This window comes from Taklimakanibacter deserti, assembly GCA_003574785.1.
Genome location: QORU01000023.1, coordinates 75,150 through 90,331, shown reverse-complemented (window position 1 = coordinate 90,331; position 15,182 = coordinate 75,150). Strand labels below are relative to the sequence as shown.

Genomic DNA, 15,182 nt, shown 5'->3' with positions numbered 1-15,182 from the left:
CTCTGTGCACCTCCACCAAACAGAAGGAGTAAAATGTGGGAAAAAGTGACCTTGACAAAAAGCCCCATACAAGGTGGCCGAAGGCCGGATGAGGGTGTCCTTTGTGCCGACGCTTCGACACATCCCTATGACGCTTGCTGTTGATTAGATAGGAAGGACCGTCACATGTTGAACCAACACCCTCATCCGCCCTGTCGGGCACCTTCTCCCGCAAGCGGGAGAAGGGAAATGATGGAGAGTTGATCCGATTGAGACGGCTCTTTCACAAGATCTATCTCACCATCATCGCGAGCCTGTTCATGGTGGCGCTCGTGGCGGGTGCCGGCTGGCATTTTGGACCGAATGGCTCGCCCGCCAACCAGGCCTTCGAGCTCGCGGGCAAGCTCGCTTCCGCCGCCTTGCCGCCGGCCGACTCTGCTGTTGAAGTCCAGCAGGACTCCGTCCGGCAGCTGGCCGAGCGGCTCGATGCCGATCTTGCTCTCTTCGATGAGGCGGGGATCCAGGTCGCCGCCGCCGGAAACCCGGTCCCCTCGCCCGGCCCATGGCGCAGTCATGAAAAAGGCGGCTGGGTTCGCGGCGCGGGCGGTCCGGCCTGGAGCCTCCTTCTGCCCGACCGGCGCTGGCTGGTCGTGCGCCCGCTGGCGCGGCACCGGCCTTCGGCCTTCGGCCTGATCCTGTTTCTTGGCAGCATCGCCCTGCTGGTGGCGCTCTGCGCCTATCCTTTCGTGCGCGGCCTGACCCGAAGGCTCGAACGGCTGCAGGCGGGCGTCGAAACGCTGGGCGCCGGCAATCTCAGCAGCCGCGTCAAGGTCGAAGGCCGCGACGAGGTGGCGCGCCTCGCCGCAAGCTTCAACCAGGCGGCGGCGCGCATCGAGAACCTGGTGGGCGCCCATCGCCTGCTGCTCGCCAATGCCTCGCACGAGCTCCGCACACCCTTGTCGCGCATCCGGATGGGGATCGAGCTCTATCGCGAAACGGGCGATCCCAGGCACAAGACGGATCTCGAGCGCGACATCGCCGAGCTCGATCTCCTGATCGATGAGATCCTGCTCGCCAGCCGTCTCGAGACCGTGGGCGCGCTGCAACGGCCCGAGGAGGTCGACCTCTTGGCGCTCGCCGCCGAAGAGGCCGCGCGCACCGATGACTGCGCGGCCGAGGGCGAGCCCGTCATCATCCGCGGCGAGGCCTATCTCTTGCGCCGCCTGATCCGCAACCTGCTCGAGAACGCCAGCCGTCACGGCAAGCCGCCGATCCGGGTGGAGGTGCGCCGGCAAGGCGCCAGCGCCATTCTGGAGGTGGTGGATCAGGGCCAAGGCATCGCCGAAGCCGAGCGCGAAGGCATCTTCCTGCCCTTCCATCGCCTGAAGTCGGATGCCAAGGGCACAGGTCTCGGGCTTTCGCTCGTGCGCCAGATCGCCCGCCTGCATGGCGGCGACGCCGTTGTGGCGCCACGGCCCGGGGAACCGAGCTGCTTCAAGGTGACGTTGCCGGTCTAAAGCGGGATGAGATCAGAAGGAGTCGCTTCACTCAAAACACCCTCATGCTGAGGTGCGAGCGAAGCGAGCCTCGAAGCATGATCCAGGAACAACGGTCGTGCCACTTGCCACCCTTCGAGGGCCGCTTCGCGGCCACCTCAGGGTGAGGGTTATGGGTTGGACTAATCGGTAAAATCTGCGCCGCCCTGCGGACTTGCGCAACGTCATGGCGCAGGGTCGCCCGCCCTATTCTCGCCGCCATCGTGATTCAGAAAACCCTACAGGGACGCATCCTGCCGCGGACAGTGTTCCCGAGGGTCCCAACATGATCGTCCGACATTCGCTGCACCACGATTCTATTGCGTCCCGCCGCGCGTTTCTGCGTGGGCTTGCGTCCGCGGCCGGCGCGCTGGCGCTCGGCGGATGCGCGGGGCTGGGTGCCACGGGCGCGCGCTTCGATGCTTCGTCGCTCTCGGCAGATCCGACATTGCTCGTCACGACCACACGCAAGCCGGTGAATGGCGGGCGCGCGGAGCCCTGGTTCGGGCCGGAGCGGGCTTCCACGATGACCGTCGCCCGGGCGAAGCTGGTGCCGCCGGGCGACGGCCGTTTCTCTCTCGCCGCGGCCGGGCTTGACGATTGGCGTCTGGGTGAGATCGAGCCGGTGTCGGCAGATGTCGGCGATCTTCTCGCTGAGGCCGGCGGACCGAACCTCCTGATCTATGTGCACGGCTTCAATCAGACGTTCGAGGCAGCAGCACTCGATGCCGTGCACCTCTCGGATGGCATCATGTTCCGCGGCCAGACCATGCTATTCTCCTGGCCGTCCAAGGCGGGACTGTTCGACTATGCCTATGACCGCGACAGCGCGATGTGGTCGCGCGACGAGTTCGAACGCGTGCTTCAATCCATCATGGCGAACCCGGGCGCCGTGGGCCGCATCTACATCGTCGCGCACAGCATGGGAACCATGCTGACGCTCGAAAGCCTGCGCCAGCTCTATGCACGATATGGCGACGCCGTCACGAGCAGGATCGGCGCCGTGGTGTTCGCGGCGCCCGACATCGACATGGACGTGTTCTCGTCGGCGATCAAACGCATCGGTCCTCTCGCCGGCAAGATCACCGTCATCGCCGCGACGAACGATCGCGCGCTGGCGCTGTCGGGGCAAATCGCCGGCGGGATGACGCGAGTCGGCGCCGCCGAGAAGGCCGCCCTCGAGCAGCTCGGCGTGCGCGTGATCGATGCTTCCGAGGCCGGCTGGGGCATCATCAACCACGACGTGTTCATATCGAATGCGGAGGTGCGGCGGGCGATCCGCCGCTCGATCGATACCGCGGCCGGGTGAACCCGGCTTTGCGCAAACGATTGCCCAGGAAGGATGCCTGCCGTGCAGGTTTCCCCTTCTCCCGCTTGCGGGAGAAGGTGGCCGAAGGCCGGATGAGGGTGTTCTCACCACATGCCCAGTGTCCTTCGTGAGGCCCAATTAAGTGCAATGACGCTTGTTCCTGGCCATTTCTGAGAAGCTGTCGCAAGCTTGACCAACACCCTCATCCGCCCTATCGGGCACCTTCTCCCGCAAGCGGGAGAAGGGGAATGGCGGAGGGTGATCCCGCTGCGCCCATCGCCTGCTGCTCGCCAATGCCTCGCACGAGTTCATATTCATGTGCCCAGGGTGCCCTGCACCTTGGCATCGCCCGATAAACCCTTGCGTAGAATAGTCGCGGGCACCGTGCTGCTTCATCCTCCTCGCATCGCCCCGCTTTCGTCTTCCTGGCGCGCGGCGACGCCGAACCGAAAAGGAGATGAAGATGAGACATGAAGTGCCAAGCAAGGCGTTGGAGTGGACCAGCCTGATCCTGGGCGCGGGCCTGGCCTGCACGGGACTTGTGGCCGCGAGCCTCGCCTGCGTGGGGATCGTGTGCGACGACACGTCGGCCGCGACCTGGAATGCGGGTCTCGTGGGCACGCTCATCGCGTGCTGCTCCGCCGCCCTCCTCTATCGCTATGAGACCTGGGCCGAATGGTCCAACCTCGCCTTCGGAAGCTGGACGATGGTGGCACCCTTCCTGCTGGGCTTCGGAGCGGAATCGCCGATGTGGATCCATGTCGTGGTCGGGATCTGTGTCACGACCATCGCCGCCTGGCAGCTTCTGGCCGGCAGCAAGGCGTGGACAGGCTCGCGCACGAGATCCGCCGCGCATAGATGATATGGGATCGGGCCCTTGCCGTCGGCCAGGTTTCCCCTTCTCCCGCCTGCGGGAGAAGGTGGCCGAAGGCCGGATGAGGGTGTTCTTTCCGCGTATCCGGTGTTCTTCGTGAGGCCCAATACATGCAATGACGCTTGTTCCTAGAGAAGCTGTCGCAGGCTGCACCAACACCCTCATCCGCCCTATCGGGCACCTTCTCCCGCAAGCGGGAGAAGGGGAAAACTTGGAGAGGCTTTCTCTAACGCCATATGCCGGGCGGGATGTGCCTGTCAGATGTCGACCGCTCAGCGCCAGAGATTGGTGCGGGCGAGATCGATGACCTCGTCGGCAAGTCCGTTGAAGACGGCTTTCACCATATAGAGCGAGAAGCCTTTGGCCATCTCCGCCGTGATGGCAGGCGGCATGGCAAGCTCGCTGCGGTTGACCACGGCATCGATGACCACGGGCCCGTCATGCGCGAGGGCTTCGGCAATGCCGTCCCTGACATCGGCCGGATCCTCGAGCCTGACGCCGCGGATGCCCATGGCCTCGGCAATCCTTGCGAAATTCGGGTTCTTCAATTCCGTGCCGAAATTGAGAAAGCCGGTCGATTTCTGCTCGAGCTCGATGAAGCCGAGCGCGCCGTTGTTGAAGACGACGACCTTCACCGGCAGGTCGAGCTGCGTCAGGCTGATGAGATCGCCCATCAGCATGGTGAAGCCGCCATCGCCCGAGAGCGAGACGACCTGGCGGCCTCTATGGCTCGCCTGGACGCCGATCGCCTGCGCCATGGCATTGGCCATCGAGCCATGCCAGAAGGACCCGAGCAGCCGCCGCTTGCCGTTCATCGCCAGATAACGCGCCGCCCAGACCGTCGGCAGGCCGACGTCGCAGGTGAAGACGGCATCGCCTTGGGCGAGATCGCTCAGCGCCTTGGCCACCTGCTGCGGATGGATCAGGCCGCTTCCGGGCTTGCCTTCGGCGAGACGATCGAGCTCCTGGCGCGCTTTCGCATAATGCTGCTGCGCCTCGGCGAGGCGCCGGTCGGAACCGCTCTCGCGCAACAGCGGCAGCAGTGCGGCAATGGTCTGGCGCACATCGCCGACGACGCCGAGATCCACCGCCACGCGCCGCCCGATATTCTCCGCCCTGAGGTCGACCTGGGCGATCCGGGTCTTCGCCTTTTCCGGATAGAACTGCCGGTACGGGAAATCGGTGCCGAGCATTACGAGCAGGTCGCAATCGTGCATGGCGTAAAAGCCGGACGAGAAGCCGATCAGCCCGGTCATGCCGACATCGCACGGATTGTCCCACTCGACATGCTCCTTGCCGCGCATCGTATGGACGATGGGCGCCTTGAGGCGCTGGCCCAGCGCGATGAGCTCCGTGTGGGCGCCGGCGCAGCCCCCGCCGCAGAGCAGCGTCACCCGCCCGGCGTCGTTGAGCAGTCCCGCCAAAGCCTCGATCGCGCCCTGGGGCGGCATGATCACCGGCGGCGCGGGAAGCAGCGCCGCGGCCGTAGGTGCTGGCGCCGGCTCCGCGTCCTTCAGCGCAATGTCGCCCGGGATCACCACCACCGAGACGCCGCGTTTCGCCACGGCCTCACGGATCGCGACCTCGAGGACACGCGGCATCTGGCGCGGATCGGCAACGAGCTCGCAATAATGGCTGCATTCGCGGAACAGGCTTTCGGGATGCGTCTCCTGGAAATAGCCCGAGCCGATCTCGGGCGAAGGAATATGCGCCGCGATCGCCAGCACCGGCACGCGCGAGCGGTGACAATCGAACAGGCCGTTGATGAGGTGGAGGTTGCCCGGCCCGCAGCTTCCGGCGCAGACGGCAAGCGTGCCCGTCACATGGGCTTCGGCGCCGGCGGCAAAGGCCGCGACCTCTTCATGCCGCACATGCAGCCATTCGATCTTTCCTTGGCGGCGGATGGCATCGGTCAGGCCGTTGAGGCTGTCGCCGACAATCCCGTATATGCGCTTGACGCCTGCCGCGGCGAGAGTTTCCGCGAACTGGTCGGCAACGGTCTTGGCCATGTGTCCGCTCCCTGTGTTCGATGTGAGAATGAGATGAGCCCATGCTTTCTGGGGCATATTCGGCCGGCAGGCAATGCCGGCGATCATCGCGGGCCGCGGCGGTGTCGATCTCAATCGGGTTCGAGCCGGCGATGTGCCATGCGGATTTCCATACGGCACATCGCACGCCCGCGCTGTTTCAAAACCCGAACCTGGCGATACTCAGCCGGGAATACGGGCGATGACCTTGATCTCGAAGTCGAACCCCGCGAGCCAGTTGACGCCGATCGCCGTCCAATTCGGATAAGGCGCTTGCGGGAAGACCTCACTTTTGACGGTCATGATCGTGCCGAACTGATTTTCGGGATCGGTATGAAAGGTCGTCACGTCGACGATATCGTCAAGCCCGCATCCGCCCGCTTGCAGGGTCGCCTCGAGATTGGCGAAGGCCAGGCGGACCTGAGCTTCGAAGTCCGGCTCGGGCGAGCCATCGCTGCGACTGCCGACCTGGCCGGACACGAACAGGAGATCATCTGATCTGATCGCTGCGGAATAGGTCTGTGACGTGTAGAGGTCTTGCCGACCGGCGGGGAAAACGGCGTCACGCTGGGCCATACGGTATTCTCCTGGTGTGGGTCGCTGCAAAGCGGTGCGATGAATCAATGTCCGTCGTGCAGTCTATGTCAAATGATATACGTCGCGCGCCAGGACGCTCACGGATTCCTCTAGTATCATGATCGCGCCTTGATGCTATCATCGAGGCCTGAGGCAACGCAGGGGAAGGGTGGCTGATCATGAATCTGAACAGGGTGGCCGGAGCCATAATAGTCGTCGCGAGCCTGTTGGTTCTGTCCGGAACGAGCGTGGCGCAAAATGCGAGCAAGAAGACGATCGGCATGCCCGGCACCCGGACCGTGCCGTCGCTGATCGTGATGAATGCCGCCGGCGCAAAGCTCGAGGGCAACACGCTGACGCTCACCGGCATCGCCCGCAACGCGATCATGTTCGCCGATCGCCCGGTGCGCTCGGCGGGCCATGCTCCGACCGTGCATCTCCTCGATGAATGGGCGCCGGGACGTGGCAGCTTTGCCAAAGACCCGCCGAATGCCACCGTGTCGGTGTTGAACAAGGAAGGGGCTCGTGTCGAAGACGCCGTCGTCGTGCTCAAGGAGCCTAAACTCAGCGGCGATACGCTGACCTTCAAGGTCGAGGTTCTGGAGAGCAACCTCGCCAAGGCCGACGGACCCGCCTCGATATTCATCGATACCACGGACTGGTCATTCACGCCGGACTCGGCCCAGCGCACGGCCCAGCACAGCGCCTGGTACCAGAGCTCCGCGCCGCCGATAGACTGCGGTCCGCCATGGAACCCGTGCTTCTGAGGCAAAACGCGCGTCACTTCGACCGCTGAACAAAACGGCATCGTTCCAGCGCAAGCGCACACCGGTCGCCTGGGTGGTCAGATCGATCTCTGGGACTAGTCGCGGTGTGTGGGCATTCCCTTGAGCTGATCCTTTGTCCAGGTCGTGACGGCATGGACGTCTCCGTCCTCGTCGCGCATGAAATCCAACTGGCTCGCAGGAACGGCTACTGGCTTGGCGCCGATGCCGAGGAAACCGCCGACGTCGACGACAACCTGGCCGCTATGGAGATGGTCGACAGAGCCGATTTTCTCGTCCTTGGGTCCGTAGATCGTAGCACCCTCGAGGATTTCCGGAGTGAGTTCGGCGTTTGTCAGGCGAATGTGATTTACCTAACCCATTGACCTCATAGGAAGATCGCCGCTACACATCGTATTCGGGCGTGATCACTGTAGGCGGGGTTAATCTTGTTCGTACCGTTTGAAGCCTGGACCGGCGGCAGGTCTATCTCGTCCATTGGAACGAATGCCGGCGCTCCAGATATTCCGTTTCAGAACTGGCGACGCTTTAAGGAAGCGTTCCCACCAGAATTCGTTGCTCATGCAATCAGCCAATGTCCGCGCCCTGTAAAGCGGTGCCTCGATCCATTTGGGGGCTCGGGTACTACGGCCCTCGCTTGCCAATTCCTCGGTGTTCATCCAACGACAATAGAGGTCAATCCCTTTCTCGCTGACCTCATAGAGTCAAAGCTTGTGAGGTACGACGCAACGGATGTCGCACGTTCCTTCGCCGATTTAGTTAGGCTCGCAAATCGTACGCGCGTCAATCCTTCAAAGCTGTATACAAGTGGTCCCGAGACACTAATCGAACCAGGTGTCAACGGGAGATGGATATTTGATTGGGAGATTGCAGCAAGACTAGCTGCTTATGTAAGCGCGCTGCCAAAGATCACTAACCGAAATCACCGTCGTCTTTTCCGTGTGATTTTAGGAGGAGTGATCGTAGATGTGAGCAACGTGATAGTGAGCGGCAAAGGGAGAAGGTATCGCAGGAATTGGATCAACACGCGCAAAGATGGCAGTGCACTCGACACTGCATTCTGTTCGGCCATGGAATCCGCGATCGGTGACATCGTTCGCTTCACTCCAAGGCGCGTTCATAGTTTCTCCGTCCTGCATGGAAATGCGTTACAACTTATTCCCTCTGCGGGACCCGTCGACATCTCGATTTTCTCGCCGCCTTCCTGCTGAGCAATCGCAAACTCCGTCGCATCTTCGATTGGCAGAAGAAGGACACGAAGGATTTGCCGCTGCGCGGTAGCGTCCCAAACTAGCGACCTGCGATCTTCTTGCATGAATGTCAGAAACGTTAGGATCACCAGCACGTCGAAGAACGCGCCAACGCCAATCAACTCGGAAAGTTTTTCTTGAAATGCTTTTTCGTCGCTAATGACTACTTGAGTACGCCCCCGTCGGTCCTTTAGGTCGAGATGCATTGCGACAAGTGACAGGTCACTAAGTTTCCTCGTCACAACGACACTAGCATCGCCGAGAGCGAATTTGAGCGTTGCGGTGGCCGTTGCAGCACCGTCCGCGACGCGATTGCTAAACAATCTAGCCTCGCCGCTCGTCATTGGCACAGCACGGGGACGAACCTGACCAAGTTCGCCTGATGATGTGGCAGTCGGAAGATTGGATGGACCCGTTAGACAACGGAAGCAGATATTAATCAGCGTACTCTTTCCGCTGCCATTAATGCCAATGACGGCAGTGCCGCCGGGCTGAAAAGTGGCGGTGAATGGAATTTGCGCCGACGAAGGATAGAGAGCGTATTTCTCAATCGTCAGGGATTCCAGTATGGGTAAGCAAATCATCGCAGGCCAGAGGTTAGAGATGCCTGATGTCGCCGGAATGGGTATTATGGACTATATTGCTGAGCGGTCAATTTATTCTGCGAATGATAGGATGTCGATCCGAAATTCCTCAACCTTTTCCATGGCCTGGTCCTGCGCATTGACACCTATTTCATAAATCTCAGCCTAGGTTCTTTTATAGGAAAAGAGCAATGGTCAAAGTTCCAGACACATCGCCCGCACAGCTTAAACTGTTCGTAGGCTATTCCAGGTTCGAGTGCGCGCTGAAGGAATGCGGCTACGTAGTTCCCAAGGCGGGTATTGCGCATGCAGACTGGAAACGCTTTGCAGGGGAGGAGTGTCTCAAGGATGTAATGGAAATAGCGTCGGACGACGCGGATGTAAAAGAAATGATTGCCGACCCGCCCGCGACCCAGGTTACGGACGGTGACGGGACTTGGCGTTGGGCGGCACAAATCGAGGCGCCAATCGACGCGCTCGGGCAGTTCTTTGAAGCCGTAAAACAAGTGCGCGACAATCTGTTCCATGGCGGCAAACACGGAGAAAACCGCGAACGCGATGACACATTGTGCCGCGCAGCTTGGGTCGTCTTAGAGTTATGCGCAGAGCGACACCCTGAAGTGGGAAGCATATTCGAATACAAGTACTGACGCATGGTCGGTCTCGTCTACGAATAACTGTAAGCGTTGGCAGCAGCCATCGGGTTATGGCTTCCGCGTTCTTAGAGCTACGCGAACCAACGCATGCTGATTTGTTTCACGCAGAAACGCCTGAAAGCCTCCTGACCATATAGCAGATGTTCCATCGGCAGAGACCAGCCAATCATCGACTCTTGTAGGTGCCGGTGCGTCTCCCCCGATGTTTATCCGCAATGCATGCAACATCTCTATGCTTTTGCGATCGGGCGTCTCCATATCCAGGTCGAACCCACCATCCCACCAGTCGACAAATAGCATCGGGGCCGGATCCGGCCTTGATCTCGCCTCAGCAAGCAACATGTTCAAATGGAGATCACCCAAGCCTGCCCCGATTACATAGATAATATCGGCTTCCATCATATCGCGAGTCAGTGCAGCGTAGAAGTAAGGCAATGGCCGCTGCTGCAGCCTGGAAAGCTTCTCCAGTCCAGTAACAATTGGACTGCGCAGGACCTCCGTACCATCCATTTTTCGCAATCCACTTCCATTGAAGGTCGCCGATTTTCGCGCTTCATTCGCGTCATCAAACCAAACAAGATCAGCAAACCTACCTTGACCGAGTTGGTGCGAATAACTCATGTGTACTGAACCATGTAGAAAGAAAAGACTTGGCTCGTTCCATCGCTGCCAGAATCCCTCGATGTCGAAGATCGTCTCCTTCGCGCCCTTCCTGTCATAGCCAGTGTAGAGGTCGGGCTTCGCCTGGAGCGCAAAGTCATCGTAGTTCGTTGTGTAGATACGCGGAATGCTTGTCACTTCGAGTGCGGTGAGGAATTCACCGAAGGACGCCACTGAATGGGCGGGGGTCGCGCATCGTGCGATGACTTCGTTATAGATCACCTCAACCACTTTCTTGACGAGCGCTCTTAGGCCTTCCTTCGTTGTCTTCGAGGTATCCCTCAGAAAGGGAACCAAGATTGGACGATACTCGTCGACTATTCCTTTGCTGGGCTTTGAGAAATGGATCAGCTCATGCGCGCAGTGATAGATTTGCTCAAAGTGCACTATCCCTGGATCGTGCAAATAACGCTTCAAGCGCCGCTTTATTGTCCGATAGGCTTCGTCGCCCTTTTGGTTTTGGACCCATCGATCTCCCAATATCGCAGTTTCGATGATGTCGGTGAATTTTTGAGTGGCTGGAATGCCATACTCAATCGACGCGCCGGCGCCTAGTATTACGAGGACACGCCGTTTGGATTTCACTACTCCCATTCAATCGTCCCTGGTGGCTTGGACGTGATGTCATAGACTACACAGTTGATCTCCCTCACCTCGTTGATGATGCGGGTGGTGGTGCGGGACAGGAATTGTGGTCGAAGTGATGGTAATCGCGGCTCATGCCGTCGGTCAATGTAAGGGCATTCAGAGCGCAGATTAACCCTCCTATCCGCCCGGATGCAGCCCCGGCGCCTCCTGGCCGGTTCGTGCCACATATTCGGTGTAGCCGCCGCCATACTGATGGACGCCCTCGGGCGTCAGCTCCAGCACGCGGTTCGAGAGCGCGGCCAGGAAGTGGCGGTCATGCGACACGAACAGCATGGTGCCCTCGAATTCCTTGAGCGCGCCCACCAGCATCTCCTTCGTCGCCATGTCCAGATGGTTCGTCGGCTCGTCGAGAACCAGGAAGTTGGGCGGGTCGTACAGCATCTTGGCCATGACGAGCCGCGCCTTCTCGCCGCCGGACAGCACCCGGCAGGGCTTCTCGACATCATCGCCCGAGAAGCCGAAGCAACCGGCGAGCGTCCGCAGCACCCCTTGCCCCGCCTGCGGAAACGACGCGTCCAGCGATTCAAACACCGTGTCGTCGCCGTCCAAGAGGTCCATGGCGTGCTGCGCGAAATAGCCCATCCTGACATTGCTGCCGACGCTGACCGTGCCCTGGTCCGGCCCGGTCGCACCCGCCACCAGCTTCAGCAAAGTGGATTTGCCCGCGCCATTGGCGCCCAGAACGCACCAGCGTTCCTTGCGGCGCAGCTGGAAATCGAGCCCCGCATAGACCGCCTGGCTGCCATAGAACTTATGGACATTCTTCAAGCTCGCCACGTCGTCACCCGAGCGCGGCGGGCTGCGGAATTCGAACTGGACGGTCTGGCGGCGCCGCGGCGGCTCGACGCGCTCGATCTTCTCCAGCTTCTTCACCCGGCTCTGGACTTGGGCAGCGTGCGAGGCCCGCGCCTTGAAGCGCTCGATGAACTTGATCTCCTTGGCGAGCATCGCCTGCTGGCGCTCGAACTGCGCCTGACGCTGCTTCTCGCTCAAGGCCCGCTGCTGGTCGTAGAAATCGAGATCGCCCGAATAGCTGGTGAGCGCGCCGCCGTCGATCTCCACGACCTTGCCGATGATGCGGTTCATGAAGGCGCGGTCATGCGAGGTCATCAGCAGTGCGCCCTCATAGTTTTTCAGGAATTCCTCCAGCCAGATCAGGCTTTCGAGGTCGAGATGGTTGCTCGGCTCGTCCAGCAGCATGCCATCGGGCCGCATCAGCAGGATGCGGGCGAGCGCCACGCGCATCTTCCAGCCGCCGGAGAGCAGGCCGACATCGCCATCCATGCGCTCCTGGCTGAAGCTCAGGCCGGCGAGCACTTCCCTCGCCCGGGCATCCAGCGCATAGCCATCGAGTTCCTCGAAGCGGTGCTGCACCTCGCCATAGCGCTCGACGATGGTCTCCATGTCCAGGGCCTGGTCCGGATCGACCATATCGGCCTCAAGCTTCGCCATTTCGGCGATGAGCGCGCTCACCGGTCCGACCCCATCCATCACCGCCCTGACGGCACTCTGGCCCGACATCTCGCCGACATCCTGGCTGAAATAGCCGATCGTCATGCCGGGATCGATCGACACAAGGCCATCGTCGGGCCGGTCCTCGCCGGTGATCATCCGGAACAGCGTCGTCTTGCCGGCGCCGTTGGGCCCGACGAGCCCCACCTTCTCCCCCTTCTGGATGCCCATCGAGGCGTCGATGAACAGGATCTGATGGCCGTGCTGCTTGCTGATGTTGTCGAGGCGAATCATAGGGTCCGTGCTGGCGAGAAGAGAGTGAAGCGACCCTGGTGGATCGCCCGCGTGGTTCAGGAGCTTTTGCGTGAGTGGACGGCGGAAAACCGGCCGACGCGGCCCTATAGCCTCAACTCCCCTCGATGATCAATGGCCCGGCCGGGATTCGCGGCCTTGACCCTTGCATATCGCCCATCCCTGTACTAGATACTGAACCATATGGTTCAGTATTCCGCCGCCCGCTTCGATGCCTCCTTCGCCGCGCTCTCTGACGCCACAAGGCGGGGCGTCCTGGAGCAGCTCGGGCGTTCGGACGCGTCGATCACGGAGCTGGCGCAAAAATTCCACATGACGCTCACCGGCATGAAGAAGCATGTCGGTGTCCTGGAACAGGCCGGGCTCGTCACCACTGAGAAGATCGGGCGCGTGCGCACCTGCCGGCTGGGCCAGCGCCCCCTGGAGGAAGAGGCGGCATGGATCGAGAGATACCGCCGGCTCTGGGCCCAGCGCTTCGATGAGCTGGACAAGATTGTCGAGGAACTGACTGATAAGGAGAAAGCCGATGGGCGAAAGAAGAGATAGCGGGCAGGCGCCCCTGACCAACCCGACGACGGTGGAACGGAAGTCCGACCGCGAGCTCGTCGTCACGCGCAGTTTTGACGGCCCGGCGCGCATCGTGTTCGAGGCATGGACCACGCCTTCGCTCTTCAAGCGCTGGTGGGTGCCGAAATCATTGGGCATGTCCCTCCTCTCCTGCGAGATGGATGTTCGCACCGGCGGCAGCTACCGCCTCGAATTCGCCAACGAGGGCTCAGAGCCCATGGCGTTCTTCGGCAGGTATCTCGAAGTGACGCCGCCCTCGCGCCTCGTCTGGACGAATGAGGAAAGCGAAGCCGGCGCCGTGACCACGGTCACTTTCGAGGAAAAAGACGGCAAGACGCTGCTGGTCCTGCGCGAGCTCTATCCCTCGAAGGAAGCTCTCGACGCGGCCGGCACCGGGGCGGCGGATGCGATGGTCGAGACGTTCGGGCAACTGGACGAGCTTCTCGTCACTTTGGGTGCGAGCGGGGGATGGTCATGAAGTCGCCGATCTCGCGTCGGCAATGCACCTAATTGCCTGCAACCTCGGCCAGTGTCGGCTGGTCAGTCTGGTGCACTGTCACGCGATTGCCGGGAGATCGCCCGCACGCCACGAAAGTCAATCGGATCGCCTTCTCATATGATGGCGAATCAGGAGGGGCGCAAGAAGACACACCACAGCACCCAGGATGCACAGTCCGGTCGAGATCAATATGGTCTCGATACCTGGCCATGGCGTTGAAGGTTGACGAACCACGAAATAGTCGAACGCGGTCACGCCGAACCCAATCAGCGGAAGAGCTGCGCCAACTGCCGCGTGCAGATTCGCCGAGGCGGCAGACCGGTAGCCGCCTCGGATGACGATTGCCACGGTCACGGCAAGATTGAGCGCGACCCACGGTATGACAAACAAAAAGGCGTAGATGCCGGAGAATGTCCCCGTTGGATCGGATGCGAGAGCCGGTGACGAGTTCAGAACGACGGCGACAATCGCGCAGAACGCCGCGACCAATCGCACAGGGTGCACGCTGCGAAGAGGCGGCGTCAAATCTGCGACGGCGAGAGTGACTGCTCGCGCGCAAAGCGTGCCGGCGGCAATCCGACATGGCGGGTGAAGGCGACGCTGAACGCGCTGGCCGACCTGTAGCCGACGCGTTGTGCAATTTCGGCGATGCCGCTCTCGTTCTGGCGGAGCATGTTCTTGGCCAGTGCCATGCGCCAGGCGAGCAGATACTCCATCGGCGCGACGCCCACCGCGCGGCTGAAACGCGCGAAGAACGCCGAACGCGAAAGTGCTGCCTCCTTGGCCAGTTGCGCCACGGTCCATTCCCGCGTCGGGCTTTCGTGCATCCGCCGCAACGCACCGGCAAGGCGCTCGTCGGCCAATCCGCGGACGAGACCCGGCGGTGCTCCGGTTCCCGCCGTCGAGCGCAGGGCTTCGATCATCAGCACCTCGAGCAAGTGAGAGAGGATGACCTCGCGCGCCGGACGCTGTTCGCGGAACTCGTCGCGCACGAGTTGCACGATGGTGGCGAGCCGCGGAACGCCCCGCACATGGACGAGCCGGGGAAGCAGCGACACCAGCAGACGTGCGTCGGGGGAATCGAAGCTGCTATTGCCCGCCAGCATCCGCAGGTCGGTCGGGCCAGCCTGGTCGCCGATCCTGAACTCGCCGCTGCCCAGCGCCACGGGCAGCGTCTCGGGCGTACCGCGCTCGGGCGGCTTCAGGCTCGACATGGCGATGTCGGATGCAGCGGGAATGAGAACGAAATCGCCCGAGCGGAGCTCGATTGCATCCTCGCCGTCGACGCTCAGGCGGCAGGCGCCATCGAGCACGAGGCAATAGAAGGGCTGTCCCACATCCGAGCGGCTGATGTGCCACGGCCCTGCTCCGATGACGGCCTTGGAGAACAGGGCGCGCGGCTTCAGGAGCGTGACCACTTCGGCAAGGGGATCAGTCATATTTGGACTTCTGCGAATGATTTCTGGATT

16 protein-coding genes and 1 pseudogene are annotated in these 15,182 nt (G+C 61.4%); 8 read left to right on the top strand and 9 right to left on the bottom strand.

Annotated elements, in window-relative coordinates:
- Positions 1-248 precede the first annotated feature (248 nt).
- The 3 genes from DS839_RS33475 (at position 249) to DS839_RS33465 (ending at position 3,685) form a co-directional block, all read left to right on the top strand.
- Positions 249-1,496 carry a sensor histidine kinase gene (locus DS839_RS33475; protein WP_119274890.1) on the top strand — a complete coding sequence of 416 codons (1,248 nt, stop codon included), beginning with the start codon at positions 249-251 and terminating at the stop codon, positions 1,494-1,496.
- Between the two features lie 304 nt (positions 1,497-1,800).
- Positions 1,801-2,823, top strand: a complete 1,023-nt coding sequence (locus tag DS839_RS33470) for an alpha/beta hydrolase (protein WP_119274889.1) — start codon at positions 1,801-1,803, stop codon at positions 2,821-2,823.
- A gap of 463 nt (positions 2,824-3,286) precedes the next feature.
- Positions 3,287-3,685, top strand: a complete 399-nt coding sequence (locus tag DS839_RS33465) for an SPW repeat protein (protein WP_119274900.1) — start codon at positions 3,287-3,289, stop codon at positions 3,683-3,685.
- A gap of 284 nt (positions 3,686-3,969) precedes the next feature.
- Here the strand turns inward: DS839_RS33465 and poxB are convergent, their stop codons facing one another.
- Both poxB and DS839_RS33455 read right to left on the bottom strand, forming a co-directional pair.
- Entirely contained in the window at positions 3,970-5,706 is a 1,737-nt protein-coding gene (gene poxB, locus DS839_RS33460) for a ubiquinone-dependent pyruvate dehydrogenase (protein WP_119274899.1), read from the bottom strand.
- A 201-nt stretch (positions 5,707-5,907) separates the two neighbouring features.
- Complete coding sequence (locus DS839_RS33455) at positions 5,908-6,300, bottom strand: RidA family protein (protein WP_119274888.1); 393 nt, start codon at positions 6,298-6,300, stop codon at positions 5,908-5,910.
- Positions 6,301-6,479: 179 nt separating this feature from the next.
- Between DS839_RS33455 and DS839_RS33450 the strand changes: the two genes are divergently transcribed.
- The gene (locus DS839_RS33450; RefSeq protein ID WP_119274887.1) at positions 6,480-7,067 is read left to right on the top strand and encodes a hypothetical protein; all 588 of its coding nucleotides are present in this window, start codon (positions 6,480-6,482) and stop codon (positions 7,065-7,067) included.
- Positions 7,068-7,162: 95 nt separating this feature from the next.
- Here the strand turns inward: DS839_RS33450 and DS839_RS33445 are convergent, their stop codons facing one another.
- A complete protein-coding gene (locus DS839_RS33445; RefSeq protein WP_162918978.1) occupies positions 7,163-7,429 on the bottom strand; it encodes a PRC-barrel domain containing protein in 267 nt (88 codons plus the stop codon).
- Positions 7,430-7,513: 84 nt separating this feature from the next.
- Between DS839_RS33445 and DS839_RS33440 the strand changes: the two genes are divergently transcribed.
- Positions 7,514-8,296: a DNA methyltransferase gene (locus tag DS839_RS33440; RefSeq protein WP_162918976.1), complete on the top strand. Its 783-nt coding sequence runs from the start codon at positions 7,514-7,516 to the stop codon at positions 8,294-8,296.
- Here the strand turns inward: DS839_RS33440 and DS839_RS33435 are convergent.
- Positions 8,203-8,919 (bottom strand): AAA family ATPase, encoded by a 717-nt coding sequence (locus DS839_RS33435; RefSeq protein ID WP_119274885.1) that lies wholly within the window; start codon positions 8,917-8,919, stop codon positions 8,203-8,205. The genes DS839_RS33440 and DS839_RS33435 overlap by 94 nt on opposite strands.
- Before the next feature lie 191 nt (positions 8,920-9,110).
- Here DS839_RS33435 and DS839_RS33430 point away from each other — a divergent pair, with 191 nt between their 5' ends.
- Positions 9,111-9,569: a hypothetical protein gene (locus DS839_RS33430; protein WP_119274884.1), complete on the top strand. Its 459-nt coding sequence runs from the start codon at positions 9,111-9,113 to the stop codon at positions 9,567-9,569.
- A 54-nt stretch (positions 9,570-9,623) separates the two neighbouring features.
- Here DS839_RS33430 and DS839_RS33425 read toward each other — a convergent pair whose 3' ends face one another.
- The 3 genes and pseudogenes from DS839_RS33425 to DS839_RS33415 form a co-directional block, all read right to left on the bottom strand.
- Positions 9,624-10,829, bottom strand: a complete 1,206-nt coding sequence (locus DS839_RS33425; RefSeq protein ID WP_119274883.1) for a hypothetical protein — start codon at positions 10,827-10,829, stop codon at positions 9,624-9,626.
- Positions 10,820-10,992: pseudogene (locus tag DS839_RS33420) on the bottom strand (GMP synthase (glutamine-hydrolyzing)); the annotation flags it as partial. The gene DS839_RS33425 and the pseudogene DS839_RS33420, both read right to left, overlap by 10 nt.
- Positions 10,993-11,000: 8 nt before the next feature.
- Entirely contained in the window at positions 11,001-12,629 is a 1,629-nt protein-coding gene (locus tag DS839_RS33415) for an ABC-F family ATP-binding cassette domain-containing protein (RefSeq protein WP_119274882.1), read from the bottom strand.
- 201 nt (positions 12,630-12,830) lie between these two features.
- Here DS839_RS33415 and DS839_RS33410 point away from each other — a divergent pair, with 201 nt between their 5' ends.
- Complete coding sequence (locus DS839_RS33410; RefSeq protein ID WP_119274881.1) at positions 12,831-13,193, top strand: ArsR/SmtB family transcription factor; 363 nt, start codon at positions 12,831-12,833, stop codon at positions 13,191-13,193.
- A complete protein-coding gene (locus DS839_RS33405; protein ID WP_368912068.1) occupies positions 13,174-13,692 on the top strand; it encodes an SRPBCC family protein in 519 nt (172 codons plus the stop codon). Before DS839_RS33410 ends, DS839_RS33405 begins: the two co-directional genes overlap by 20 nt.
- 117 nt (positions 13,693-13,809) lie before the next feature.
- Here the strand turns inward: DS839_RS33405 and DS839_RS36755 are convergent, their stop codons facing one another.
- Positions 13,810-14,202 (bottom strand): hypothetical protein, encoded by a 393-nt coding sequence (locus tag DS839_RS36755; RefSeq protein WP_162918975.1) that lies wholly within the window; start codon positions 14,200-14,202, stop codon positions 13,810-13,812.
- A 32-nt stretch (positions 14,203-14,234) separates the two neighbouring features.
- The gene (locus tag DS839_RS33400; RefSeq protein WP_119274880.1) at positions 14,235-15,152 is read right to left on the bottom strand and encodes an AraC family transcriptional regulator; all 918 of its coding nucleotides are present in this window, start codon (positions 15,150-15,152) and stop codon (positions 14,235-14,237) included.
- Positions 15,153-15,182 lie beyond the last annotated feature (30 nt).

What these genes read in the sequence shown, in the direction of transcription:
- DS839_RS33470 (WP_119274889.1), top strand. Translation starts at nt 1,801, where the DNA reads ATGATCGTCCGACATTCGCTGCACCACGATTCTATTGCGTCCCGCCGC.
- DS839_RS33465 (WP_119274900.1), top strand. Translation starts at nt 3,287, where the DNA reads ATGAGACATGAAGTGCCAAGCAAGGCGTTGGAGTGGACCAGCCTGATC.
- poxB (WP_119274899.1), bottom strand. Translation starts at nt 5,706, where the DNA reads ATGGCCAAGACCGTTGCCGACCAGTTCGCGGAAACTCTCGCCGCGGCA.
- DS839_RS33455 (WP_119274888.1), bottom strand. Translation starts at nt 6,300, where the DNA reads ATGGCCCAGCGTGACGCCGTTTTCCCCGCCGGTCGGCAAGACCTCTAC.
- DS839_RS33450 (WP_119274887.1), top strand. Translation starts at nt 6,480, where the DNA reads ATGAATCTGAACAGGGTGGCCGGAGCCATAATAGTCGTCGCGAGCCTG.
- DS839_RS33435 (WP_119274885.1), bottom strand. Translation starts at nt 8,919, where the DNA reads ATGATTTGCTTACCCATACTGGAATCCCTGACGATTGAGAAATACGCT.
- DS839_RS33430 (WP_119274884.1), top strand. Translation starts at nt 9,111, where the DNA reads ATGGTCAAAGTTCCAGACACATCGCCCGCACAGCTTAAACTGTTCGTA.
- DS839_RS33425 (WP_119274883.1), bottom strand. Translation starts at nt 10,829, where the DNA reads ATGGGAGTAGTGAAATCCAAACGGCGTGTCCTCGTAATACTAGGCGCC.
- DS839_RS33415 (WP_119274882.1), bottom strand. Translation starts at nt 12,629, where the DNA reads ATGATTCGCCTCGACAACATCAGCAAGCAGCACGGCCATCAGATCCTG.
- DS839_RS33410 (WP_119274881.1), top strand. Translation starts at nt 12,831, where the DNA reads ATGGTTCAGTATTCCGCCGCCCGCTTCGATGCCTCCTTCGCCGCGCTC.
- DS839_RS33405 (WP_368912068.1), top strand. Translation starts at nt 13,174, where the DNA reads ATGGGCGAAAGAAGAGATAGCGGGCAGGCGCCCCTGACCAACCCGACG.
- DS839_RS33400 (WP_119274880.1), bottom strand. Translation starts at nt 15,152, where the DNA reads ATGACTGATCCCCTTGCCGAAGTGGTCACGCTCCTGAAGCCGCGCGCC.